We start from the raw sequence: 23863 nt of genomic DNA, 5'->3' as shown, positions 1-23863 counted from the left end.
TACTTAAGACGTTGAATTAGATTCATTATTTCAACAAATAATCTTAGTACGTAAAAACTATGAGCGCGTAAACAGACTTTTTTACCTCTGAAACGCGGTCGTTGCTGAAAAACCAAAATAAATCATTACAATAAAGAATTTACCATAAGTTGTGGGCGACATGGCGACAATACGACGAGACATAGGTGCTGGGCACCACTTTATTTTCGACGACACTTTAGTCAGTCATCCCAACGCGGAGATGTTTAACCCCGACTTTTGGCAGCTTCAAGACAAAATAACAGGTCAAGCCAAGGGACGTGGTACAACCATTTTCATTGAGCATGAGGGTCAGCGCTGGGTTTTACGCCATTTCAAACGTGGTGGCTTGGTGGGCAAAGTACTGAGCGACCAATATCTGTTTATTGGTGTTGAGCGTTCTCGCCCGTTTGAAGAGTTCAGGCTGCTCGAATATATGCGAGCACAAGGTCTTCTTGTGCCTGTTCCTGTTGCGGCGCGTGTACACCGCCGAGGCCTGATTTACCGCGGCGATTTAATTACTTTAAGTATTCCAAATAGCAAAGATTTACACCACGCACTGTGCGATAAACCACTGGATAAAGATGAGTGGTATGAGGTTGGCCGAGCGCTGGCAGCTATGCACAATTGTCAGGTGTACCATCATGATGCCAACGTTCGAAACATCATGATTGATAGCGATAAGCAAATATGGCTTATTGATTTCGATCGCTGCGAGCAGCGTCAAGGTAACAGCTGGAAACAAGGTAATTTAGACCGTCTGCTGCGGTCTTTACATAAAGAGAAAGCGAAGAACCCTGTCTTTCACTGGCAAGAGAGCGACTGGTCAGCGTGTATGAATGGTTACCGCGAGGCAGTGAAGTAATAAAAGCACATGTGGTAAGCGGATTGGTATAAGCTAATAATGTGTTACATTAGCCACGTTGAACACATAAACCCTCTACAACGAAAAGATTCGACTTTATGCACACTAGAGCACTTTACCCTGGTACTTTCGACCCGATCACTAACGGTCATGCCGACCTTATTGAACGCGCATCTCAGTTATTTTCTCATGTGATTGTAGCGATTGCTTCTAACCCAAGTAAAAAGCCACTGTTTACGTTAGAAGAGCGCGTAGAAATGATAAAAAAAGTCACTGCTGACTTACCAAATGTTGAAGTAGTGGGGTTTACTGGTTTATTGGCTGATTTTGCTGACGAACAAAATGCCACAATTCTCATTCGTGGTTTACGCGCAGTTTCTGATTTCGAATACGAGTTTCAACTCGCAAATATGAATCGCCGTTTAAACCCAAAGCTAGAAAGTGTCTTTCTTACTCCTGCTGAGGAGAATTCATTTATCTCGTCCACCCTAGTAAAAGAAGTCGCTCTTCACCGCGGTGAAGTGAGTGGCTTTTGCCACCCAGTTGTTGAGAAAGCTTTAAAAGACAGGCTAAGTAAGAAAGATTAAGCACCAATAGTAAGTGTATTAGCGTTGGCAGTGAGTACAGAAAAAGGTATTTCGCTGCCCAATAACTTTACTTTCAATGGCTTTGCCACACACTTCACAAGGCTCGCCTTTTCTCCCATACACATTCAATTGCTGTGCAAAATACCCAGGCTTACCGTCGGTTTGCGCAAAGTCTTTTAATGTTGTGCCGCCTTGTTCAATGGCTTTGGCCAATACTTGCTTAATGGTTGCAGTTAGCGACTGATAGCGAGCAGCGCTAATGTTTCCTGCGGCTCTTCGCGGGTCTATACCGGCTAAAAACAGTGCTTCGTTCGCGTAGATGTTTCCTACACCTACCACAATGGCGTTATCCATAATGAAGTTTTTAACGGGGCCTTTTCTATTGCGCGATAGTTTAAATAAGCGCTTATCGTCAAAGTCGTCTGTAAGCGGCTCTGGGCCCAAGTTATCAAGCATGGCTATTTGCATATCAGGGGCCTGAAATAACACAGCACCAAAGCGCCTTGGGTCGTTAAAACGTAAGCACTTACCGGTGTTTAAAACAATGTCTACGTGGTCATGCTTAATAATTGGTGTCGATGCATCGATAACGCGTAATTTACCCGACATACCTAAATGTAAAATTAACGTGCCTTTGGCTGTTTCAATAAGTAGATATTTAGCGCGGCGTTTTACAGCAATAACGCTCTGCCCTTCAACGTTCGCTACCTCTTGTGGAATGGGCCAGCGCATTCTTCGCTCACGCACCACCACCTGCGTAATGGTATTGCCAATAAGGTGTGGAGAAACGCCCAAACGGCTTACTTCAACTTCTGGTAGTTCAGGCATTTACAGTATCCAAGGTAAAAGATTATCAAGTTCAGTGTTGGTTAATGTGTACCAATTATTTTCAAATTTGATCACAACAGGCGATGTATTCGGATAGATGGCGTAAACATTGCCGTTATTATTGCCTGCGAGCCATACTACGACGATGTAAGGCTGTACGTCGGTAATCGCTTCGGGTACGTCAGTGGCCGGCTCAAGCCTTGCCCGTTGCCAATGGGAAAACTGAACATCCGGCTTGATGGCGAGGACTGTATTTTGACCTGACTGGCGCCACTGCTGTCCAACTCGCTCTAAGCTATGGCCATCGTGCTCTATTTTTAACACATAAGCGTCTTCAGGTAGCAGGCTGCGAGATTGAACAACGTCCTTCTTAGGTACAAGACTGTCTAAGTTGAACAATGCAATCATGATAAGCATGGCAATAATGACCACGTTATTCATTGCTCGCTGAGAAATTCTAGCCACCTGACTTTCCGTTAAATATGAGTCCTGAAATTAGGAATATAGTAATACCTAGCCAATATATAAGCTAATTCAATTCAAAGAAAACCTAGGACCTGCTGGAAAAAAGTAAGTGGGAGAAAGCAGTGATCGCAAGACAAACTCAAGGGATCGCGGACAGTCGAATATGGGATCTGGTGGGATCGTGACGTGATGAAGTAGAAATATCTTCTTCAAAAAGCAAAAAACCCAGCAAGGGCTGGGTTTTCGTGGAGACAAAAGCAAGCTAATTACTTGATTTTGGCCTCTTTGAACATAACGTGCTTACGCACAACGGGATCATACTTTTTGATCTCCATTTTGCCAGGCATGTTACGCTTGTTTTTATCAGTAGTGTAGAAGAAACCTGTACCTGCTGAAGAAACTAGTTTAATTTTATCACGCATTGTCGGCTTCCTTAGATTTTCTCACCACGGGTACGGATGTCAGTTAGTACTGAATCAATACCTTTCTTGTCGATGATACGCATGCCTTTTGCAGACAAACGTAGTTTTACAAAACGGTTTTCGCTCTCAACCCAAAAACGGTGTGTTTGAAGGTTTGGCAAAAAGCGACGACGAGTCGCATTTCTTGCGTGTGAACGGTTATTACCAACCGTTGGACGCTTACCTGTTACTTGGCATACTCTTGACATTGTATTTGTCTCCAGAACAACGATAACTGTCGCGTCAGTTAATCCCAAGCGCTCAAACAGTGGTTGGGTCAAATGACGTATTACTATAAATTAGAGGGCGCATTTTATACAGCAAAGGCAGGATCATTTCAATAAGAAAGTACAAAAAGGTTACTTTTTGGCTTTTTTTTGCTCGAAAAACTACCAGCTCTCATTTTTCACGGCCCGTATTGTACTTTTCCCTAAGCGGTTAGGCTATGAATAAATACGCAATCTACGCTTTAATTTTATATTCGCATTGCAGCATCTAAGACATCCGCACGAGAATAAACGCCACGCGAACGCGGCGTATTTCTATTTAATCAAAAAATGGTGACCTTATTTCAGTCATGTCAATCAAACGAGTGGGTCGACGCAGCATTTGACCGCCATCACGAGAAATCGGCACCCATGGGAATAATCCGCGACCTTTGGTAGGTTCTAACAAGAACAGATCTGTAGGTATGGAAATGTAGAAGCCTTTGGTGAAGCTTCCCTCGCCGTATTCTTCTGACGATACATCAGTGAATGCCGCATATGCACCAACAATGATACCGCTATCGAAACGCTTCGCATAATCGATATTCACGCCTTTATCTTTGGCTAAGAATTGTCCAGCACTTACGGTAATTTGCGTGTCGTCTAAGAATTCTGGCTGCCAATAGACACTAGCGTGTCCAGTGACCGCTGTGTAGTCTTCCAGACCTGTTTGACTGTAAGGATCGCGCTGTTTTACGTAAGCGATATCAAGTCCGTAAGCTAGATTACTATCAACGGGACGATACAGTATTTCACCGCCTACACCAGCAAACATGGTTTCTAGATAACCCGCGTACGCTTGAGCATAGAGGTCTTCTGCAATGGTGTCTTTGTAATGTAAGAATGTTGTATCTAGCCATACATCGTTTGCTGACACATATTCACGAACTCGAGTACGCACGCGAGGTAGCGACACTTCTTCGTTGTCTACCAAGTAGTTAAACTTGTCGAAGTTATCTAGAAGCGTAACCCTGGCGCTGCTCATGATTGCGAAGTTTTCGTTAAAGGCATAACCGCCGTTTAGCAATAATCCGGTTTGATACAGATAGAAATCTTCTGGGTTACCGAATGATTGGGTAAAGAAGAAATCTGCGCTGTAGTAGAAGCCAGATGTATTGGCAGGATCATAGGCATCGAGCACTTCTTTTGAGGGTGATGTTCTGACGTAGGTTTCAGTGATATCTGCGTCAACAGATTCGTAACGCGCTGCAGCAATAAAGGCCTCGGCATCCACCTGCGTGTCTACTAAAGGAAGACCTGCGCGATTGTCTACTACATGATAGGTTTTTACGGAATCTGGAAGCTCTGAGGCCGCCACGCGACCAATTCGCTCAATAGCTTCATCCTGGTCACGATAGGCAACCTGTGTACCGTAAAACGTAGCGCTGTCCTCTTTAATTTCAGCATCAGACAGTACAAAGCCCCCCGACCGGTAAAGGTCATTGTAAAGACGGGATTTATCAACATCTTTCACGTCTTGTGGCACCTTTCTACCCATCAGGTTCTTAGGTGGTTCATCGAACTTTATTTGCGAAGCCGTATTCATATTAAAGCGATACGTAACGCCGAAACCAACAGTATTACCTCGTTGATAGTTCAACGTGAAATCGAAGTCTTTATAACGATACACTGCACCAACATTCCATCGAGAATCTTGCTCTAGCTGTCCAGCTCTGTCACGAGAATAGTCATTCCCTTCGAACTCAAGCTTTAGCGTTAGCGGCTCCCATGGTGTTTGGTATTCCACACCACCGAAAAATGCGGTTGTTCCTTTAAAAAACTGGTCGTAGTCTACCTTACCACCGCGGCCAGAGAAGCCCCCTGGGCGTTCACAGAAGCTGTCTTTAAGCTCGCAAAACGGGTTGCTGATGTCATCGGCTGTACCAAGGTATCCCCAGCCTAAGCCAAGGTGAAAGTCGAATGGACCGATAGATTTACTGGCGTTGACGTATTCACTTTCAAAAAAGCCTGTTCCACCAAAGTCTCTGAAGCCGACACTGATATCTGGCAGATAGTAGCTTTCTTTCCACAACCTGAATTTAACGTCTAAGCCTTTATCTTTCAGCGTTTGATCACCACTGAATGATTCAACTTGACTGTAAAGTCTTGTGCGCACGTCAGTATAACGGGCAGTTGCTTCCATCCAATCATAAAGCTGAATGTTAACTGACCAGAAGCGATATTCGCCGTTGTCGGTATAGTTAATGGCCATTCCACCTTCGTCTCGCATACGAGCCGTTGGTGTTTGAATAAGACCATTTCCGCCCTGCACCATCTGCGAAGGAGTAACGCGAACTTGAGTATCAGCAAAAGCGGTAGAAGAAAGCGCGCTGCCAATTACAAGCGCGAGTGTTTTTTTCTTAGAAAGTAGTGGCGCACTCATTGAGGTAAAACCCTATGTACTGCTAAAGCGGCTACGCGCTCATTTAATTGCTTAAGTTTATTGCTAAAGAGTTCTGATGAGATAGGAACATAGACTTGGCTGCCCGGCATAAGCTGCCCAAAATCTAAATTCCAATAAGCAATACCCTTTTCTTCAATATTTCCCATTGGATCAATTACGTAGACATGACTTCTGTCGGCATCAACCGCTTTTTTCACCGTGTGAACAGCCGTATAAACCGACGTATCGCTTTGATGCTTGTACGCACCAGGCTTTACTACAGCGCCAGAGAAATGCACAACGTCAGGTCTTCCATTTAGTCGAATCCAGTATTTACCTGGCTGAAACATAGGGTTGTCTTCAAAAAACAACCTTGCTCGATTGTAGGAAATTGGCATGTCTATGCGTGTAGACACCGTCCATGAGCTTACTTGATCATAGAGATTTTGAAGGGCTTTATGTGTTTCAGAATCGGCATCAAATTGATTGAGCAGTCCGCTAATTTGAGATAGCGCTATCTCTTTCTCTTCTTCAGCTTTAGGATTAGCTAAATCAAAGGCTGAAGCTGAAGGCCAGTACCAATCACCATTATCAGCGACAATGGACAGTACGCTTGATAGTCGTATTGGCCTGTCGAACTGATAGGTTTGCTTGTTTATCATGACACTAACAAGGTTATCATTTGCATATAACTTGGTAGCTGCAGTAAGGCCTAGGGCAATAAAAAGCGTATAGATATACTTCATTATTGCGTTGCTCCTTGTGTCTTCATCTCACGTACTACTCGGCTTAAATAAACCATATCGTAAACGTCTCCTTCAGGGCTGAACTGCTGCTTTGAGGCCAGAAGTTCCTTCGAGTATTTGTGCAAGAAATACGTGTTTTCCCACGACAACCCTACGTCGATAAATGGCGTGTATTCAGAAAATTCTACGGTTTCGATAACCTTAATTACCGGAACAGAAAAACCTAAATATTCGCGAGTTTCTTCCCCTTCTATTCGCCAAGATGAGTCAACCGGCACACCGTAACCTATGGAAGCAATATCAACTTTGCGTTTCCAATTGAATGGCAGAACATTGTTGGTGGCAAGCGGGTTGTGCTGAAGATTTCCCGTGTAGTATAGGTCGTGATCCAAACCTTCAGTTTTAACGATAATGCCATGGTGCATGGTGAAGATGACTTTATCACCAGATACCCACCGGTACTTTTCACCATCGATATACGCAAGGGCAAGCGAGGCTGCATCTCTTCCGCCCGCTTTAATTTGCATAAGATCAGCTTTACTAGCAGCAATCTCTTCAACGGTATAACTAACTGTTCTATCTTTTAGCGCGAGCTTCAGCGTGTTGTAATACGCTAGTGACGTGGTGGAACATCCGGAAAGAAAAAGGCAAACAACACCCGAAAGGGCAAATAAAGTGTGTAGTTTCATTAAAATGCGCCGACAAAAACTAAAAACAAATGAACTTTGCTATAAAAATAAAAAAAGCCGCTAAAAAAAGCGGCTTTTTCGAATACTCTTAAATTTACTGTACGGTCGGTGCGTAAGTAAATGTAACAGGTACGGTGATGGTTTTTGTTACAGAACCAGAGGTAGTTACAGTAACAGTTTCGGTTGTACCTACGCACACACCATCAACGATTTGGTCGTCACCTTCACAAGTAGGTTGACCTGGAGTAGTGCCGCCATTTCCTGGTGCATCAGCAGAGTTGTTGTTTACAACACCCGCAACGATACCCGCAACAACAACACCAGACGCGATCATACCGCCGCTTACGCCGCCGATGCCAGTAGTACCACTACCACCTTCACCGTCTTGTGCGTTAACGCCTGCAACCATAGTTGCAGCTGCAAATAATGCAATGATTGACTTCTTCATAACAGTCCTTTAATAAAATAACCCACTAAATCCTATGCTAAATCATTTTCAACCATTTGACTAGATTATAATCGACAAATGACTTAGATTTCTTATCTTAACAAGCCTCGCTGTGCGAATGAAACAGTTTCTTTATCACCAACCACAAAATGATCTAAAACTGGCACATCGATCGACGCCATTGCGCTTTTGATCTCTGCGGTTAATCTTATATCCGCATGACTAGGCTCAGCAACGCCTGAAGGATGATTATGAACCAAAATGATCGCGGCTGCATTATCGATCATTACTTGTTTGATCAATTCTCTTGGATAGACCGCTGCACTGTTTATCGTACCGTTAAACATAGTGCGAAAAGCAATAAGCTGATGTTGGCTATCAAGCATTAAAAGCGCGAACTTCTCACGTTCACAGTCTCTTAGCTTTGCCTGTAGATAACGTTTAGTATCATCTACATTATTAAAAACGTCCTGACGCTTCAGCTTTATTTCCAAATTGCGTTTAAATATTTCAAAGCCCGCCTGAAACTGCGCATACTTGCACGGTCCAACTCCCGTTATTTTGGCAAACCGTTCTTTCGTTGCTGTTACCACACCCCGTAAGCAGCCTAGCTCGTTGAGAAGTTCATGTGCTACAGACACAGCGCTTTTTCCTTTCACACCTTTTCCCAGCAAGACAGCGATGAGTTCAGCATCACTTAAGCTTTCAGCCCCGTGCTGCAATAATTTTTCTCTTGGCCTTTCATTCTTTGGCCATACTTTTATCGACATTCATCTAGCCCGACTATTCTATAAAAGGTTGTTTATAGATGAATGGTGACAAAGAAACGACTGTATAAAAGGCGGGTTTATTATTGATTTTTGACACCTGTAGGCACTGTTTACATGCCACTGTCGAAACAAGACCTACTTTCGTTCAGCTATCCGATTTTTTGTCACCATGGTAGGCTAACGCTAATTTCGAGATTTTGTGTTCTTCTATGTCTATTGCTAATAAAAATATTTTGCTAGGTGTTACTGGCGGGATTGCCGCTTATAAAGCACCCGATCTTGTGCGCAAGCTTACTGCGTTAGGCGCAAACGTGCGTGTGGTTCTAACAGACTCTGCCGCAGAGTTCGTTAGTTCATTATCACTTCAGGCTGTGTCAGGAAATCCAGTGCATCGCCAGCTGCTTGATCCTGCTGCTGAAGCCGCAATGGGGCATATTGAATTGGCAAAGTGGGCTGATATCCTACTTGTTGCACCCGCAACCGCAAACACCATTGCTAAGCTTGCTCACGGTATGGCAGATGACTTGCTGACTACACTGTACCTTGCAACAACAGCGAAACTCTTTATTGCTCCTGCCATGAATCAACAAATGTGGAAAGCGGTAGCAACAAAGCGCAACATTGATATTTTAAAAGAGCACGGCGTAACCTTTATTGGCCCAGCAAGTGGTGAACAAGCCTGTGGCGATGTGGGTTCAGGTCGAATGGTTGAGCCTGTTGATATTGCCAATGTAATAAATGACGCAGAGAGAGACGCTTTGTCCCTTTCTTCGTCGCTAAAGGCCTTATCGGGAAAGAATATTACGATAACAGCGGGGCCAACCAGAGAGCCTTTGGACCCTGTACGATATATTTCAAATCACAGCTCAGGAAAGATGGGGTTTGCCATCGCTCAGGCAGCAGCACTCGCGGGGGCAAATGTAACCTTAGTGGCAGGTCCTGTGTCGCTTGAAACGCCCGAACGCTGTGACCGTATTAATGTCACTACCGCAGATGAAATGCTTAATACTTGTCAAACGCTTAAAGCCTCCACAGATATATTTATTAGTACGGCTGCTGTAGCAGATTACAAGGCCGTGAGCGTTGCCGACAATAAAATTAAGAAAACCGGTGATGAGTTAACACTTACTTTTGTTAAAAACCCTGATATTCTAGCAACTATATCCACCAGCCAAGACAGACCATTTTGTGTGGGCTTTGCGGCCGAAAGCCAAAATGTAGAAGATTATGCGCGTTCGAAGCTAGCCAAAAAGAAGCTAGACATGATTGCGGCTAACGATATTACTGCCGAGGGTCTGGGGTTTAACAGTGATAAAAATGCACTGCACGTAATATGGCAAGATGGTGATAAACGATTACCTGCAACCAGTAAAAGCGAGTTAGCGGGTCAATTACTTGCACTTATTGCAGAGCGCTACGCTTTAAACAATAAAAACTAACAGATGCTTATTAAGTGTCGATAATAAAAACGATAAATATAAACGCTTTGGTGTAAGCCAACTTAACATGGAGCCCGAGTTGCTATAACTCGTTAGCGGAGGAAATACTTTCGTCATGCCTGCTGTCAAAAAAACAAATCGCAGAGCTCAAATTCTGCAAGCACTTGCTGGAATGTTAGAAACCAGCCCAGGTCAACGTATCACTACTGCTAAATTAGCGGAAAAAGTGGGAGTGTCTGAAGCGGCACTTTACCGTCACTTTCCAAGTAAAGCGCGAATGTTTGAAGGGCTTATCGAGTTTATTGAAGAAACACTTTTCACGCGCATCAATAAGATTGTGAATGAAGAGAAAGACTCGCTTACGCGTTGTCAGCTTATTCTTCATCTTATTTTGGGCTTTGCTGAGAAGAACCCGGGTATTACTCGAATATTAAATGGTGATGCGTTAATGGGTGAACAAGACCGGTTGCGCGCGCGCATAGCAAAGCTTTTCGAGCGTTTAGAAACGCAGCTTAAACAAGTGCTAAGAGAGCGCAAGCTACGCGAAGGTAAAACCCTTTCTGCAGATGAAGCGATTATCGCCAACATGATGATTTGCTACACCGATGGCCGTATTAATGGCTTTATCCGTAGTGGATTTACGCGTAAGCCAACAGAGCAGTTCAATGAACAATGGGCTGCTTTCAAGCAAATGTTTGTTTAGAACCCAACTAAGTTACGACTAAGGGTTACGACTAAGGCGCTTTCAAGCGCCTTTTTTCTTGCTTGTTCCCATCCTATATTGCATTGACACCTTTCAAAATTAATGTGAAAAGTGTGATGAAATCAAATAGCTGCCGAGCTCAGCCCTCAGCGTTCCAACATGCACATAATTCATTATTTCAGTCACTGTCCGTAAGCTACAGGCACAAAAAAAGCAGCATAAAAATGCTGCTTTTTAATGTTTAATAAATATGGACTTACTTGCTAAACGTGTTTCCAAAGAAATCGCCGTCGTTCCACTTAGGCTTGTTCTTTTGGTTTGCTAGTGTCCAACCAATTTGCGCGTTAACCTTGGTGAAAGTCTCTGCCGCATTCCAGTTGAATGGCTGGTTAATGTCGTCGCTAGGCTTATGGTAGTGCGTAGATAAGAACTGACCAAACACCTTGCTGCCATCTACGTTAGGATCTTTAGACTTCAGACCCGGCACCATAAACACTGAAGGCACACCTTGCTTTACAAACGCATAGTGATCTGAGCGAGTGAATAACGCTTGCTCAGGCCATGGGTCAGGGCTTAGTTCAATGTTGGCATTCGCCGCCGCTTTTTCCACTGATTCTTGCAAATCACTGTGGTTCGCGCCAAACGCAATAACGTCTGCAAACTCGTAAGTCAAAATTGGCATATCTAGATTTACGTTCGCCACCATTGAAGTAACCGGTACAGTTGGATTACGAGCAAAATAGTCTGCACCTAGCAGGCCCTTCTCTTCACCCGTTACCGACACGAACAGAATTGAGCGCTTTGGCTTTTCTTCCATTTCGCTAAACAGGCGTGCAGTTTCTAACATCACTGACGTACCAGAGGCATTGTCCATGGCGCCATTGTTAATGTTGTCTTTCTTCACGGTCTTGGCAAAACCGATATGGTCAGAGTGAGCAGAGAAAACCACATACTCGTTTTTAAGCTCTGGGTCAGAACCTTCAAGTACACCCACAACATTTGGGCTAGTGATGGTGTCGTGTACGCTCGTCTTACTGATATCAACCACACCGTTTAACGCAAAGCCTTGCGGTACTTTGTCGGCTTCAAGCTGTGCATAAACGTCATCAAGGCTCTTTTCTGCGCCTTCAAATAACTTACGTGCAGCGCCTTCACTCATGTAAGCGCCACCTTTAAGCTGAGAAAAACTGTTTGCAGGCTGACCACTGTCGTCTAACCATGCCATACGCGGCGTATGGATGTAGTTCAAACGGCTTTGATAAGGGCGTACCTTTTCATTTTTAGGCGTTGTGATAGTGATCATGCCAATAGCGCCATTGTCTACCGCATACTTTTGCTTTTGATAGCCAGACGCAAAGTGAGCGCCCTCTTCTGATGGAAAGTCGCTTGGCTTACCAGCAAGCGCTACAACAACCTTACCTTTTACATCTAAGTCTTTGTAATCGTTGTGAGATAGCTCATCAGCCACAATGCCGTAGCCCACAAAGACCATTTCACCTTTTACATTAGCTTCAGTGCTAAGCAAACTTGGGCTAGCTAAATACTCTTTCGGATAATCAAACTCGACGGTTTCGCCGTTTTGCGTGAAAGTAAACTTGGGAGACTCTTGAACCAGATTCGCTTTGCGAAACGCTACGTTTTGCATGTAGCCGTCTGTACCCGCTGGCTTCAAACCATATTTAGCAAATTCGGTCGCAATATATAGCGCCGCAATTTCATGGCCACGAGAGCCCGTGTCACGACCTTCAAGCAAATCATCTGCTAGGAAAAACAGGTGCGATTTGATTCGCTGTGTATCAGGGTTAAAAGCATTGTCTGTCGATGCGTGGTTATGGGCAGTAGCAGCAAAGGTCATTGCTGTCATTGCACTACCTATAAGGAGTTTTTTTATCATTCTAATTTCACCATATAACTAAGTGTGCATCATGGTAACGCAGTTAATAGGCGGAATACCATTAAACTGCTTACGTTTACCATGTGTTTCCTACCGTTGCTCGCATTTTATGAGCAAGGTAAAATTGCCAGTCGCATGCCGGCTCAGCTTCCGGGTGTTTTTATATTTTTTTAGTGAAGAGCAGCATCTATGTCAAAAGACGACATTCTTTACCGCGTTCAGTTCATCAGCAACGGTGAGCGCTATGAGTTATACGTGAAAAGCCTTATGCAGGGCGCTTTGTTTGGCTTTATCGAGATAGGTGACTTTGTGTGGGATACTCACACAAGTGTTGTTGTAGACCCTAGTCATGAAAGGTTGAAAACCGAATTTTCTGAAGTAACAAAAACTTATGTACCGATGCACAACATTTTGCGCATTGACGCCGTAAATAAAAAAGGTTCAGCCAAAATTACTAAATTAGAAAATAAATCTGATAAAGTAACTGCTTTCCCTAGTCCAATATATACACCAACGAAAGAGTAACCGCCGGGTCATTCCGGTGAAGGTTGCCGGAGACCCTTATGTATCGCTATGTTTTAGCAGCATTATTATTTATTTGCAGCGTTAGCTCATCTGCAAAGGACCTTAACGATGAAAGCTTGTATCAACTACTTGATGACATTTGGCAATACGAGCTTTCGGTTTCCCCGCTTCTAGCTTCTCGCGAAGGCGATACTTCACTCGCTCACGTATTACCAGACAACTCTCCCAAAGCCCTGAAAGCACAAAATGAACAATGGCGTACTTTTCAAAAGGCCTTAAGTCAGTATAAAAAAGAAGACATCTCTACTGATGCTTATATTGCCTTGCTGATGCAACAATATCGTTTAGCTAACTATGTGGACGAATATACGTATCGCGCGCATTTAGTGCCGATCAATTCAGAATATGGCTTTCACGGTGCAATGGCCTCGCTTCCTAATTTATCCACCTTTAAGCGCGTAGAAGATTATCAGGCCTACATTAGCCGCCTAAATGCGCTTAAGCCTTATTTTGACCAACAAATTGCGTATATGAAACAGGCGCTAAAAGAAGACTACACGCAGCCTAAAGTCGTGCTGAAAGGGTTTGAGAACTCGGTGGCGTCATACATTGTTGAAAATGCCGAGGACAGTGGCTTTTATTCTCCATTTACCCGTTTTCCAGAGTACTTTACTGCCGAGCAAAAATCAGCGCTAACGGAGCAAGGCAATGCTGCCATAACCAGCAGCGTATTGCCTGCGTATCAAATGTTCTACGACTTCATGGTAGATGAATACATTCCTAATGCCCGTGAAGATATTGCCGCGAATAACTGGCCTGATGGCGTGGCGTATTACGCCAATAGAGCCAAGCATTACACCACCACGGATATGACGCCTCAGGAAATCCATGATTTAGGGTTGTCTGAAGTAAAACGCATTCGCGCGCAAATGCAGCAAATTGTGGATGAGCTTGGCTTTGATGGCGACATTAACGAATTCATTACGTTTTTACGCGAAGACCCGCAATTCTATGCCACCAGCGCTGAAGATTTACTAAAAGAGGCGTCGTTTATTGCAAAGAAAATGGACGCAAAACTTCCTTCGCTCTTTGAGTATCTGCCAAGAACACCCTACGGTGTAGCGCCTGTACCAGACGCTATCGCGCCCAAATATACAACGGGCCGTTACATTCATCCCAGCCGCGATGATCAGCCAGGATATTACTGGGTAAACACGTATGCCCTCGATAAGCGCCCTTTGTATGCATTGCCTGCACTGACCTTACACGAAGCAGTGCCTGGCCATCACCTTCAAATATCGTTGGCAGCAGAGCTTGAAGACTTACCTATGGTACGTCGTAACACCTATATTTCAGCGTTTGGTGAAGGCTGGGGTCTGTACTCTGAGTTTTTGGGTATTGAAGCAGGTATTTACGAAACGCCGTACGACAACTTCGGTCGCTTAAGCTACGAAATGTGGCGTGCGTGTCGCTTGGTTGTGGATACCGGTATGCACACGATGGGCTGGAGTCGTCAACAAGCGGTTGATTATATGATGGAAAACACCGCGCTTTCAGAACACAACGTAAATACTGAAATAGACCGCTATATCTCTTGGCCAGCGCAAGCCTTGTCTTACAAGATTGGTGAAATCAAAATTAAAGGCCTTCGCAAGAAGGCAGAGAAAGCATTAGGCGAGCGTTTTGATGTGCGTAAATTCCACCGCGCCGTGTTAGAAAACGGCTCAGTTCCATTGTTTATCTTGGAGCAAAACATCAATACGTTTATAGAAGAACAAAAGGCACAATAAACATGATCGTTGCATTTGGTGTTATTGGATTACTTATCCTGTTTTTAATTTACTTTGTGCTGCGAGCGCAGAATTTACAGAAAGAGCTGGCGCTATTGCGTCACTCGAATAAACAGACCAACAACAAGGTTACGTATGCTTATCGCAACCTTGTTCTTGTTACAGATGCGTTGGAGAAAAATCTTACTGCGCGTATTGAAAGCGCCTATAAAAGCCGCCTTATCGACCAAACTCAATACAATGCGCTGCACCCGCTTATGCGCAACTTTTCGACTATCGTCATGGCCTGTTGTGAGAAAGGGATGTCATTTGAGGAGTCACTGAATAAGGTGCTGCTTAATGAAGAAGTGACGCTTGAGGAAATTCGTGAGGTGGTGAAAGCACTCCCTAGCAACGTACGTATGGTGTGGTCAAAAAATACGGCCGACGGCTTCATTGCTTTTTGCCAAACCGTTACAGCAACAGTAAGTGGCACGACTACAAAGGCTCAAAAAGAACCATCTGAAGAGTAACATTTTACTCTATGTCTCTCGTTAGCGCTTATACAGCGCTAACTGTATGGCAGGGTCGTCTGCTTTGCTATGTAGTAAGGCCTGCGACCCTAGCCATGTTCCCACTCTTTTAAAAGTTTAATCTTTTTACCTTTCCAAACTAATCAGTAAGTTAGCGTTTAAAACAACAAGTCAAAAACCTTTTGTCTTGAAAAGGGTTATTGCGGCACTATAATACTGTATAAAAATACAGTTTATTTTGAGTGCCATGAATAAATCGTTATCCGTGCTTAATAACCACCCGCATATTTGGCGGGCCAGAGATCAGAGACAAAGTGAAACCAAGTTTTCACTGGGTTTTCCGCGTCTGGATAAAGCACTTAACGGTGGCGTTACATCTACAGGCCTTGTCCGTATCTCTTCGTTAACCGGCATGGGTGAACTTTCACTCTTTAAACAGGTTATATGCCAACACCGTACGCATAAGCTGGTGGTATTTATTAACCCTCCCGGGCTACTACAGTCGCCGTGGTTAGAAAATTTGGGGCTTAAAGCGCAACAAGTGCTGGTAGTAAAACCAGGTTCTGAACAAGAGTCGTTGTGGGCAGCAGAGCAATGTTTAAAAAGTACGGCTTGCCACTGCGTAGTGCTGTGGAGTAATGCTGTAAATCAAAAAGAAGCGCGACGCCTGCAGGTAGCGGCAACGCATAATGATGCGCTGTGCTTACTGTATACTCCACCGCAACAGCAGGCCTCACAGTTAGGTTACCCGAAGGCCAGCTCAAGTGATTCACAAGCCAACCTGTCGAATGAAAGCGACAGTGCATTACCCATTACGTTGGATATTGCGCTAAAAGGTAAACCCCACGCTTTGGCGGTGAACATACGCAAGCAGCGTCATGGGTGGCCCAAAGATAACATTGTTATATCCCATCGGTGGACCCCCGACAATCACGCCATTAAATGGGCCATGGCACACAACACGCTTTCCGATCAGGCATTACACTCTGTGAGCTAATGATGCTGTGGGCTTATATTCATTGCTATCAACTTACTTTAGACAGCCATATCAAAGCGGCTAGAAGTAAGCGTGCACATAGCCAATTGCCGAAGCACGAAACTAACAACCAGTATTCAGCGTTAGCGTCGAATACTCCCGTTGCAGTGTACTGCAGTAAAACAAACAAAATTACGCAGTGTAATGATATTGCGAAAAAAGAAGGCATTGAAATTGGGCATGGGCTAGCTCAAGCGGCGGCGCTATGCCCTTACGTACATATTCTGCCTTTCAGTGAAGAAGCCGAAAAGCATATGCTGACGCAGTTAGCCCATCGGCTTTACCCACTGGCTTCTGACATCGTATTAGACAACCACATTCACTCGAATAGTGTCAGCGGTCTGGCAGTAAGGCTAGATAACCTAACTCATTACTATGGCGGCCATACGCCACTGTGGAAAACATTAACTCAAGCTCTGGCTGAAGCAAATATTCGCTATCATTTTGCTAGCGCATGGACAATTGAGGCCGCAAAAGTATTAGCGCTTCATAAATTTAATACCTACTTGCATACATCCGATGACATAAAAAAAGCGCTAAGTACGTGCCCGCTTTCTATTACGGCTCTATCACCTAAAGTCATTGACTCGTTGGCAAGGGTGGGCGTTTCCTGCGTACAACAGCTGTTGGCAATGCCGGTACAAGAACTGGGTCGGCGCTTTGACAATAACACTATTATGTATCTTACTGCGTTAAGGGGAGAAACCTTTCCACGGGTTACGTTATTTAGGCCTTTGGAGCACTTCGATAACTTTATCCTATTGCCTTTTGATATTGAAAACACGCAGCATCTAACCCCTTTTGTCAGCCAGCAGTTTGAGCATTTGTCTCACTATTTACGGGCAAGAAACTTATATACATCCAGCATCAGTGTACATATTCATTTCAGAGAAGCACCTGTAATGGATATTAATATACGTTCGGCACTGCCTCAGTCTTCAGTACAAAGTTGGCTGCCCTTGTTTAGTCTTAAAACTGAGAATCTGGTGTTGCCTGAGCCAGCTACAGCCATTGCGCTTACCTGTCAGCAATTTGAAGAAATGGATACGCAGAATGGCGACTTTTTTAGCGACAGATTTAACGATATTGCACAAAAGCAATTAATTGGGCGCTTAAACGCGAAGCTAGGCGATAACAGTACGTTTCAACCTCGCGCTGCCGACAGCCATCAGTTTGAATATATGACGGTGACGGAGTCGAGCACCGGTAACTGCACCCGTAATTATGCTTATAGCAGTGACATTACGCCCACCTTCACTTTTGATGTACCTAAACCGCTTATTCAGGCTACCCAAATTTGCTTTGGCCCCGTGCGATTACATAGCGAGTGGTGGCATGACAGCCCAACAAAGCGTGATTATTTCATCGCCCAAACTGAGCAATGCGTAAAGCTTTTAGTGTTTAAAGATGAAGAGAGCCGCTGGTGGGTGCAGGGCCTTTTTTGCTAGCGGTATGCGGTTAAAGAAAAAGGTAAAGGCAATATCATGAAATACAGTGAGCTCTTTTGCCAAAGCAATTATAGTTTTCTTTGCGGTGCCTCTTCCCCCGCAGAGCTTGTTACCACGGCTTCTTTCCTTGGTTACGACGCACTTGCCATTACCGATGAATGCTCAGTAGCGGGAGTGGTACGGGCTTTCGACGAAATTAAGCATCAGGGCCTACCGATTACGCTTATTGTGGGTAGTTACTTTGTATTTGATGACACTTTATCTTTTGTGCTGTTGTGCCCGAACAAAGCAGCCTATAGCGAACTATGCCGAATTATTACTAACGCGAGGCGTCGCTCTGATAAAGGTGAATACCAACTAGCTGAGTGGGACTTGCGTACCATTCGCCATTGCAAATTCATTTGGCTACCAAGCGGCAAAGAAGCTAAAGACAAGCATTGGGCTGAATGGCTGCAAAAACACCCGAGCATTGATGCCTATATTGGCGCTCAGCGCCTATTAGACGGAAGGGATCACCACAGGTTTGCGCATTACAATCATCTGCAGTCTGCCTATCCTTTTCCTGTTATTGCCTGTACAGGTGTACTCATGCATCACGCTGACAGACTGCCGCTTCAACATGTATTGCATGCTATTAACGTGCATACCAGTGTAGACAAAATAGGTCGGGATGCGTTGAGTAATGCAGAGCGTAGTCTGCGAACCGTACAAAAAATTAAGAAGCTTTACCCTGAAAAATGGATTGCCAATACCAATGCCCTTGCTCACGGATTCACATTTTCTTTAGAAGAGCTGCGCTACCACTATCCTGCGGAGCTTGTACCTGAAGGGTATACGCCCACTTCGTATTTGCGGGAACGTGTAGAGGCCGGTATAAAAGTGCGCTTTCCTGAAGGTATAACCCCTGATATTCGCCAAACCATAGAAAAAGAACTTACGCTTATTGCCGAGCAAGAGTATGAGTATTTCTTTTTAACCATTTACGACATTGTTCAGTTTGCCAAGCGACAACGTATTTTGTATCAAGGGCGCGGCTCTGCGGCCAACTCGGTAGTGTGCTATTGCTTGGAAATAACCGCAGTAGACCCAAGGCAAATAAGTGTGCTGTTCGAGCGTTTTATTTCCAAAGAGCGTAACGAACCGCCAGATATTGATGTGGATTTTGAGCATCAACGCCGTGAAGAGGTCATCCAATACATTTATCAAAAGTACGGCCGGGAAAGAACCGCTATCGCGGCTACGGTTATTTGCTATCGCTTCAAGTCAGCGTTTAAAGATGTGGGCAAGGCGCTGGGCTTTAGCGAATCACAGCTTGATTTTGTGGTAAAGCAGATTAATCGCCGAGACAGCGTTATTCCGTGGAAATCTCAACTGGCAGGGCTTGGGCTAAATCCTGAGGAGCCTAGAGTACTGCAGTTAATTACCCTTACCGAAGCTTTACTCGGCACGCCCCGACACTTGTCGCAACACGTAGGTGGTTTTGTTATTAGCGCAGGGCCGCTCTACGATCTTGTTCCTGTCGAGAACGCCGCGATGGAAGAGCGCACTATTATTCAGTGGGATAAGGACGACATTGAAACCTTAGGCCTTTTAAAAGTGGATGTACTGGCGCTTGGGATGTTAAGCGCTATACGCCGCGCATTCTCTCTTATCAATAAACAATACCCTGTTGAAACCAGTATTCCGTTCATTACTAAGCTTGGAGATGACAAACAGGTTTTCGATATGATTTGTCGGGCCGATACGGTAGGCGTTTTTCAAATAGAATCACGGGCTCAGATGTCTATGCTGCCAAGGCTCAAACCTCGTCGCTATTACGATTTGGTCGTACAAATAGCCATTGTACGGCCAGGTCCGATTCAGGGTGATATGGTCCACCCTTATTTGATACGCCGACACGGTAACGAAACCATTAGCTACCCATCTAAAGATGTGGAGAAAGTTCTGTCTCGCACCATGGGCGTGCCTATCTTTCAAGAGCAAGTGATTCAGCTTGCCATGGTTGCAGCTGGCTTCAGTGGCGGAGAAGCCGATCAACTGCGTCGCGCCATGGCGAGCTGGAAAAAAGACGGTAGAATTTTTGAGTTCAGAGACAAGCTTATTAGAGGTATGACGGACAAAGGCTATGACAATACGTTCGCCCACAACTTATTTGAACAAATAAAAGGCTTTGCAGGTTACGGCTTTCCTGAATCGCACTCAGCATCTTTTGCCGTATTAGCTTATGTGTCTTGCTGGTTGAAGTTTTACTTTCCCGTTGAGTTCTACGTAGCGCTGTTAAATAGCTGGCCCATGGGGTTTTATTCTCCGTCTCAGTTAGTTCAAGACGCTAAGCGTCACCACATACGGGTAGAAGCGCCTTGTGTTAACCAGTCTGACGTTGAGCATTCTCTGGTGGTACAAGGCCAAGAAAAATACATTCAGCTTGGTCTTAAGCTTATTAAAGGCTTAAGTGAAGCATCGTCTCAGCTTATCGTGGAAAACCGTTCAGACAAAAGCTACACCAATGTTGAACAATTACAGCAGCTATCGCTTAAAAGTCACGAACTAGAGGCACTGGCCAGCGCCGATGCCCTTCGCACGATTTCAGGCAATCGATATGAAACCCGCTGGCGAATTATGGATACTCAAACGCGTTTACCACTGTTTGATACTGACGATTTTTATGCAGATAAAAATGCCACACCGCTGGGTGCTGAACCGACCGAGGCAGAAAACTTACTTGAAGACTATGCCTCAACCGGCTTATCAGTAAATAACCACCCTATTTCTTTACTCAAAAAGCAACATAAGCTTAAAGACATAAGCTGGTCCAATTCGCTTAAAGACAAGACCAATAAATCTGTTGTAAAAGTACTCGGCGCAGTAACAGGTCGACAGGCCCCGGGTACAGCCGCAGGCGTTACCTTTCTAACTTTAGAAGATGATATAGGCAATATGAACGTTGTGGTGTGGCAAGCTACCGCTCGTGCTCAGCAACAAACATTCTTAAAAGCTAAACTGCTACAGGTAAATGGTATTATTGAACGCTCCAAAGAGGGAGTTATTCATATCATCGCAGGTAAGCTTATTGATCGGACGCCGTGGCTCGAAAAGCTGTCATTAAGTTCAAGAGATTTTCACTGAGTATTTTACACCCGCAAAACGATAAATTATGGTGTATAGCTATGCGATTTATTTTTGTATTAAAAAACTTCCTCTCAAGGAAATGCTTCAAAGATAATTTATTTGTATATTGTAAATTGCTGTAGTCATTTTGGAGTTTAGAATGATGCGATGTATTGGGCTTTTCATTGGCTGTTTGTTTAGCCTTAATATTTATGCAGATAAATATGTGATTGGCGCACAAAACTTAGCTTATTTCCCCCATTACGATTTTGCATCATCAACAGATAAAGGGGTTGCTTGGTCAATTTTAGAAGCTTTTTCTGAAGCTTCGGGACACGAGTTTGTGTATTTAAGCTTGCCTATAAGACGGCTTCAACTTGAGTTAGTTAAAGGTAATGTTGACTTTGTATACCCTGATAATAGAGGCTGGTATAACAGCATTACAACTTCAAATGACAAGTACTTTTCCCTCCCATTAACCAGCGCAGTAACGGGGACAATTGTAAAACGACAGAACGCTGGGAAAGGCATCGAAAAGATAAAAAACCTCGCTATGCCGTTAGGCTTCACACCGGTAAATTGGCAAGAAAGAATAGACACTCAACGTACCCAAATAACTTGGGTTACGGATATTCAACAAGGCTTGGCGCTTTTGTACCAAGAACGTGTAGACGGGTTAGATTTAGAGTATTTCGTTAGCCAGCGATCTGCTCCTCTATCATATGAGCAAGATGCATTTACTTTAGATTTGACGCTTCCACATAATGAAATTCCTTTTTCCCTATCTACGCTTTATCATCAAGACATTATTAGTGAACTTAATAAGTTCATATCCTCAAATCCAGAATTAATTGATAGTATAAAAACAAAATACGGAATAACCCCTTTCGAGCAGTTGTCTCAGAAGCTTTTGATAGAACAAGGATTGAAAATTGAAGAGGTTTGGAAATAGTATTCGGCGCTTTGTGCAAATGGCGGTATTGCCAGTTACATGCACACTTTCAAGTCCTTTTGTTTCAGCCGACACCTATATCGTAGGCGCTCAAAATATTGAATATTATCCGTATTACAACTTTTCATCGGATCATGAAAAGGGGTTGGGTTGGGCTATTCTTGAAGCATTCTCAAAGCAAAGCGGACATCGCTTTGTATACTTGAGCATGCCAGTTAAACGCCTTCAGATAGAATTGAAAAAAGGCAATGTAGACTTTGTCTTTCCTGATAACGCCAGATGGTATGATCAAATAACCCATAGCCTCAACAAAGTGTATTCTGAACCTCTGGCAGAAACATTCGCCGTGACTTTGGTTAAAACAGATAACCTTGGTAAAGGAATTACTCACATCACAAAACTTGCCACGCCAGACGGATTTTCCCCTGTAAAGTGGGAACAGCAAATTAAGAACGGTACCGTTAAGGTAATAGGCGTAAACAGTATTTATGATGGGCTTAATCTTCTACAGAGCGATAAAGTAGATGCTTTAGATGTGGAATATAATGCCGCTAAAAACGTTGCTCGTCGCTTTCCGCAAATGGGACCATTTGCCGCTGATTTAACCCTGCCACACAACGTTGTCTCATTTTCGCTATCAACCTTAAAACACCCCGAGATCATTGCCGAGCTCAATACATTCATACTTTCAGAATCTGAAAGCATAAATAAAATTAAAGCGAAGTATGGTATTGAAGATACAAAGCAACTGATCGAGCGTCTGATGGAAGAGCAACATGTAAGTGCAGATACACGCTGGACACCTTTGTAAAAACTTCAACAGTGTCAGTAAATTACACTACTCGCGTGGAATAGTTCGGCATTTAGTTTTTATTATCTCTTTGAAATTAAGTTAATTTTTAGTTGGAAAAAATTTTGCTTGTTGATTATCAGATCAAGGAGCAATTATGAAACAGGCATCACTACTTCTATTTTCTTTTTTCATTATTTTCACCGCAAGTAGCGTACAAGCGAAACAAACTGTGAGTGTAGATTATATGCACGGCTTTGACGATATCGATGGTATGCGCTTCGCGTACAGGCCACTTGAACAAACGCTTACTACTGATTGGTTTGGCGACCTAAAGCTATACTGGGAAGTGAGTGCCGTAGTGTGGGAGTATGGTGAAAACGATACGCATAGTACAAGCTACGGCGCGTCATTAACTCCTGTATTTATGAAACAGGTTTCAACGCTGTATGACAAATATCCCGTATATATAGAAGCGGGGATAGGAGCGAGTTACATAGGTAATCAGAAAGTCGCTGGTAAAGATATTGGATCTAACTATCAGTTCGAAGACAGATTAGGTGTGTTTGTAGAGATCGATAAGAAACAACATGTCGCACTGCGCTATATGCACTTTTCAAACGGCGGCTTCAACAATGACAACCCCGGATTAGACTTCCTGAACCTATCCTACGCCTACCACTTTTAAAGAAATGGGGTCAGAGTACATTTCTGCACTGCAAACAACGACGCTAGGCTGTGTTGTTACGCTGTTAAGATCATTCATTCAAAAAAGTACACTGACCCCATTATTCTATATTTGAGATGATGTGCCTCAACCTCTTTATGATAAGGAAATAGAGGCTTCAGGCTGCCCATAATTGGGGGTCAGAGTACATTTTCATTTCCCGAGCATTTCGTTAAGGGCTGTTTTGATTTCGAGGAGTATTAGAAGTATTAATGTACTCAGACTCCTTTTTGATGTTTTGAAGGGGGAAGATTGTGGATTAATGTACTCTGACCCCATTTTTTGTTTCTTCCAGACGCAAAAAACCCGCCGTAAGGCGGGTTCTTCTTAATGGGACCTGGCAGTGTCCTACTCTCACATGGGGAAACCCCACACTACCATCGGCGCTAATACGTTTCACTTCTGAGTTCGGA

23 protein-coding genes are annotated in these 23863 nt (G+C 43.9%); 13 read left to right on the top strand and 10 right to left on the bottom strand.

The genetic code is table 11. The features are described from left to right. The first annotated feature begins 151 nt into the window (after positions 1 to 151). Both MHN02_RS17605 and coaD read left to right on the top strand, forming a co-directional pair. Positions 152 to 883: a 3-deoxy-D-manno-octulosonic acid kinase gene (locus tag MHN02_RS17605; protein ID WP_321824967.1), complete on the top strand. Its 732-nt coding sequence runs from the start codon at positions 152 to 154 to the stop codon at positions 881 to 883. Positions 884 to 981: 98 nt separating this feature from the next. Then, the gene (coaD, locus tag MHN02_RS17600) at positions 982 to 1470 is read left to right on the top strand and encodes a pantetheine-phosphate adenylyltransferase (RefSeq protein ID WP_239247526.1); all 489 of its coding nucleotides are present in this window, start codon (positions 982 to 984) and stop codon (positions 1468 to 1470) included. 18 nt (positions 1471 to 1488) lie between these two features. Here the strand turns inward: coaD and mutM are convergent, their stop codons facing one another. The 9 genes from mutM to radC form a co-directional block, all read right to left on the bottom strand. Beyond that, the gene (gene mutM, locus MHN02_RS17595; protein WP_239247525.1) at positions 1489 to 2298 is read right to left on the bottom strand and encodes a bifunctional DNA-formamidopyrimidine glycosylase/DNA-(apurinic or apyrimidinic site) lyase; all 810 of its coding nucleotides are present in this window, start codon (positions 2296 to 2298) and stop codon (positions 1489 to 1491) included. Next, positions 2299 to 2763 (bottom strand): hypothetical protein, encoded by a 465-nt coding sequence (locus MHN02_RS17590; RefSeq protein WP_156077646.1) that lies wholly within the window; start codon positions 2761 to 2763, stop codon positions 2299 to 2301. It abuts the gene before it with no gap. 266 nt (positions 2764 to 3029) lie between these two features. Continuing rightward, the gene (gene rpmG, locus MHN02_RS17585) at positions 3030 to 3185 is read right to left on the bottom strand and encodes a 50S ribosomal protein L33 (RefSeq protein ID WP_012516577.1); all 156 of its coding nucleotides are present in this window, start codon (positions 3183 to 3185) and stop codon (positions 3030 to 3032) included. 11 nt (positions 3186 to 3196) lie between these two features. After that, positions 3197 to 3433 (bottom strand): 50S ribosomal protein L28, encoded by a 237-nt coding sequence (gene rpmB, locus MHN02_RS17580; RefSeq protein WP_014947757.1) that lies wholly within the window; start codon positions 3431 to 3433, stop codon positions 3197 to 3199. A 337-nt stretch (positions 3434 to 3770) separates the two neighbouring features. Continuing rightward, positions 3771 to 5873: a YjbH domain-containing protein gene (locus MHN02_RS17575; RefSeq protein WP_014977887.1), complete on the bottom strand. Its 2103-nt coding sequence runs from the start codon at positions 5871 to 5873 to the stop codon at positions 3771 to 3773. Next, positions 5870 to 6619: a capsule biosynthesis GfcC family protein gene (locus tag MHN02_RS17570; protein ID WP_039236677.1), complete on the bottom strand. Its 750-nt coding sequence runs from the start codon at positions 6617 to 6619 to the stop codon at positions 5870 to 5872. Before MHN02_RS17570 ends, MHN02_RS17575 begins: the two co-directional genes overlap by 4 nt. After that, positions 6619 to 7308 carry a YjbF family lipoprotein gene (locus tag MHN02_RS17565; protein ID WP_014947754.1) on the bottom strand — a complete coding sequence of 230 codons (690 nt, stop codon included), beginning with the start codon at positions 7306 to 7308 and terminating at the stop codon, positions 6619 to 6621. The genes MHN02_RS17570 and MHN02_RS17565 overlap by 1 nt, the downstream gene beginning before the upstream one ends. Positions 7309 to 7402: 94 nt before the next feature. Further along, entirely contained in the window at positions 7403 to 7756 is a 354-nt protein-coding gene (locus tag MHN02_RS17560; protein WP_014947753.1) for a hypothetical protein, read from the bottom strand. 92 nt (positions 7757 to 7848) lie between these two features. Next, positions 7849 to 8526: a DNA repair protein RadC gene (gene radC / locus MHN02_RS17555; RefSeq protein WP_014947752.1), complete on the bottom strand. Its 678-nt coding sequence runs from the start codon at positions 8524 to 8526 to the stop codon at positions 7849 to 7851. 209 nt (positions 8527 to 8735) lie between these two features. On the opposite strand from radC, the gene coaBC reads away from it, so the two are divergent. Both coaBC and slmA read left to right on the top strand, forming a co-directional pair. After that, entirely contained in the window at positions 8736 to 9965 is a 1230-nt protein-coding gene (gene coaBC, locus MHN02_RS17550; RefSeq protein WP_014947751.1) for a bifunctional phosphopantothenoylcysteine decarboxylase/phosphopantothenate--cysteine ligase CoaBC, read from the top strand. Between the two features lie 115 nt (positions 9966 to 10080). Next, a complete protein-coding gene (slmA, locus tag MHN02_RS17545; protein WP_012516568.1) occupies positions 10081 to 10668 on the top strand; it encodes a nucleoid occlusion factor SlmA in 588 nt (195 codons plus the stop codon). Between the two features lie 256 nt (positions 10669 to 10924). Here slmA and MHN02_RS17540 read toward each other — a convergent pair whose 3' ends face one another. After that, positions 10925 to 12562 carry a M28 family metallopeptidase gene (locus MHN02_RS17540; protein ID WP_049587523.1) on the bottom strand — a complete coding sequence of 546 codons (1638 nt, stop codon included), beginning with the start codon at positions 12560 to 12562 and terminating at the stop codon, positions 10925 to 10927. Between the two features lie 189 nt (positions 12563 to 12751). On the opposite strand from MHN02_RS17540, the gene MHN02_RS17535 reads away from it, so the two are divergent. The 9 genes from MHN02_RS17535 (at position 12752) to MHN02_RS17495 (ending at position 23411) form a co-directional block, all read left to right on the top strand. Next, on the top strand, positions 12752 to 13087 hold the full coding sequence (locus MHN02_RS17535; protein ID WP_061438894.1) for a DUF1820 family protein: 336 nt from the start codon (positions 12752 to 12754) through the stop codon (positions 13085 to 13087). A gap of 38 nt (positions 13088 to 13125) precedes the next feature. Then, positions 13126 to 14877 (top strand): DUF885 domain-containing protein, encoded by a 1752-nt coding sequence (locus MHN02_RS17530; RefSeq protein ID WP_239247524.1) that lies wholly within the window; start codon positions 13126 to 13128, stop codon positions 14875 to 14877. A gap of 2 nt (positions 14878 to 14879) precedes the next feature. Beyond that, positions 14880 to 15389 (top strand): hypothetical protein, encoded by a 510-nt coding sequence (locus tag MHN02_RS17525; protein ID WP_061438886.1) that lies wholly within the window; start codon positions 14880 to 14882, stop codon positions 15387 to 15389. Between the two features lie 247 nt (positions 15390 to 15636). Continuing rightward, a complete protein-coding gene (locus MHN02_RS17520; RefSeq protein ID WP_239247523.1) occupies positions 15637 to 16386 on the top strand; it encodes a recombinase RecA in 750 nt (249 codons plus the stop codon). Then, a complete protein-coding gene (locus MHN02_RS17515; protein WP_239247522.1) occupies positions 16386 to 17873 on the top strand; it encodes a DNA polymerase Y family protein in 1488 nt (495 codons plus the stop codon). Before MHN02_RS17520 ends, MHN02_RS17515 begins: the two co-directional genes overlap by 1 nt. Positions 17874 to 17909: 36 nt before the next feature. Then, complete coding sequence (locus MHN02_RS17510) at positions 17910 to 20999, top strand: error-prone DNA polymerase (RefSeq protein ID WP_239247520.1); 3090 nt, start codon at positions 17910 to 17912, stop codon at positions 20997 to 20999. Positions 21000 to 21141: 142 nt separating this feature from the next. Next, positions 21142 to 21933 (top strand): hypothetical protein, encoded by a 792-nt coding sequence (locus MHN02_RS17505; RefSeq protein WP_069943475.1) that lies wholly within the window; start codon positions 21142 to 21144, stop codon positions 21931 to 21933. Continuing rightward, positions 21914 to 22744, top strand: a complete 831-nt coding sequence (locus MHN02_RS17500) for a transporter substrate-binding domain-containing protein (RefSeq protein WP_239247518.1) — start codon at positions 21914 to 21916, stop codon at positions 22742 to 22744. Before MHN02_RS17505 ends, MHN02_RS17500 begins: the two co-directional genes overlap by 20 nt. A 136-nt stretch (positions 22745 to 22880) precedes the next feature. Then, positions 22881 to 23411 carry an acyloxyacyl hydrolase gene (locus MHN02_RS17495; RefSeq protein WP_014975262.1) on the top strand — a complete coding sequence of 177 codons (531 nt, stop codon included), beginning with the start codon at positions 22881 to 22883 and terminating at the stop codon, positions 23409 to 23411. The last annotated feature ends 452 nt before the right edge of the window (positions 23412 to 23863 follow it).

The sequence above is a fragment of the Alteromonas sp. CNT1-28 genome, assembly GCF_022348345.1.
Taxonomy (GTDB): domain Bacteria; phylum Pseudomonadota; class Gammaproteobacteria; order Enterobacterales; family Alteromonadaceae; genus Alteromonas; species Alteromonas macleodii.
This window is presented reverse-complemented; position numbering and strand designations above follow the sequence as displayed.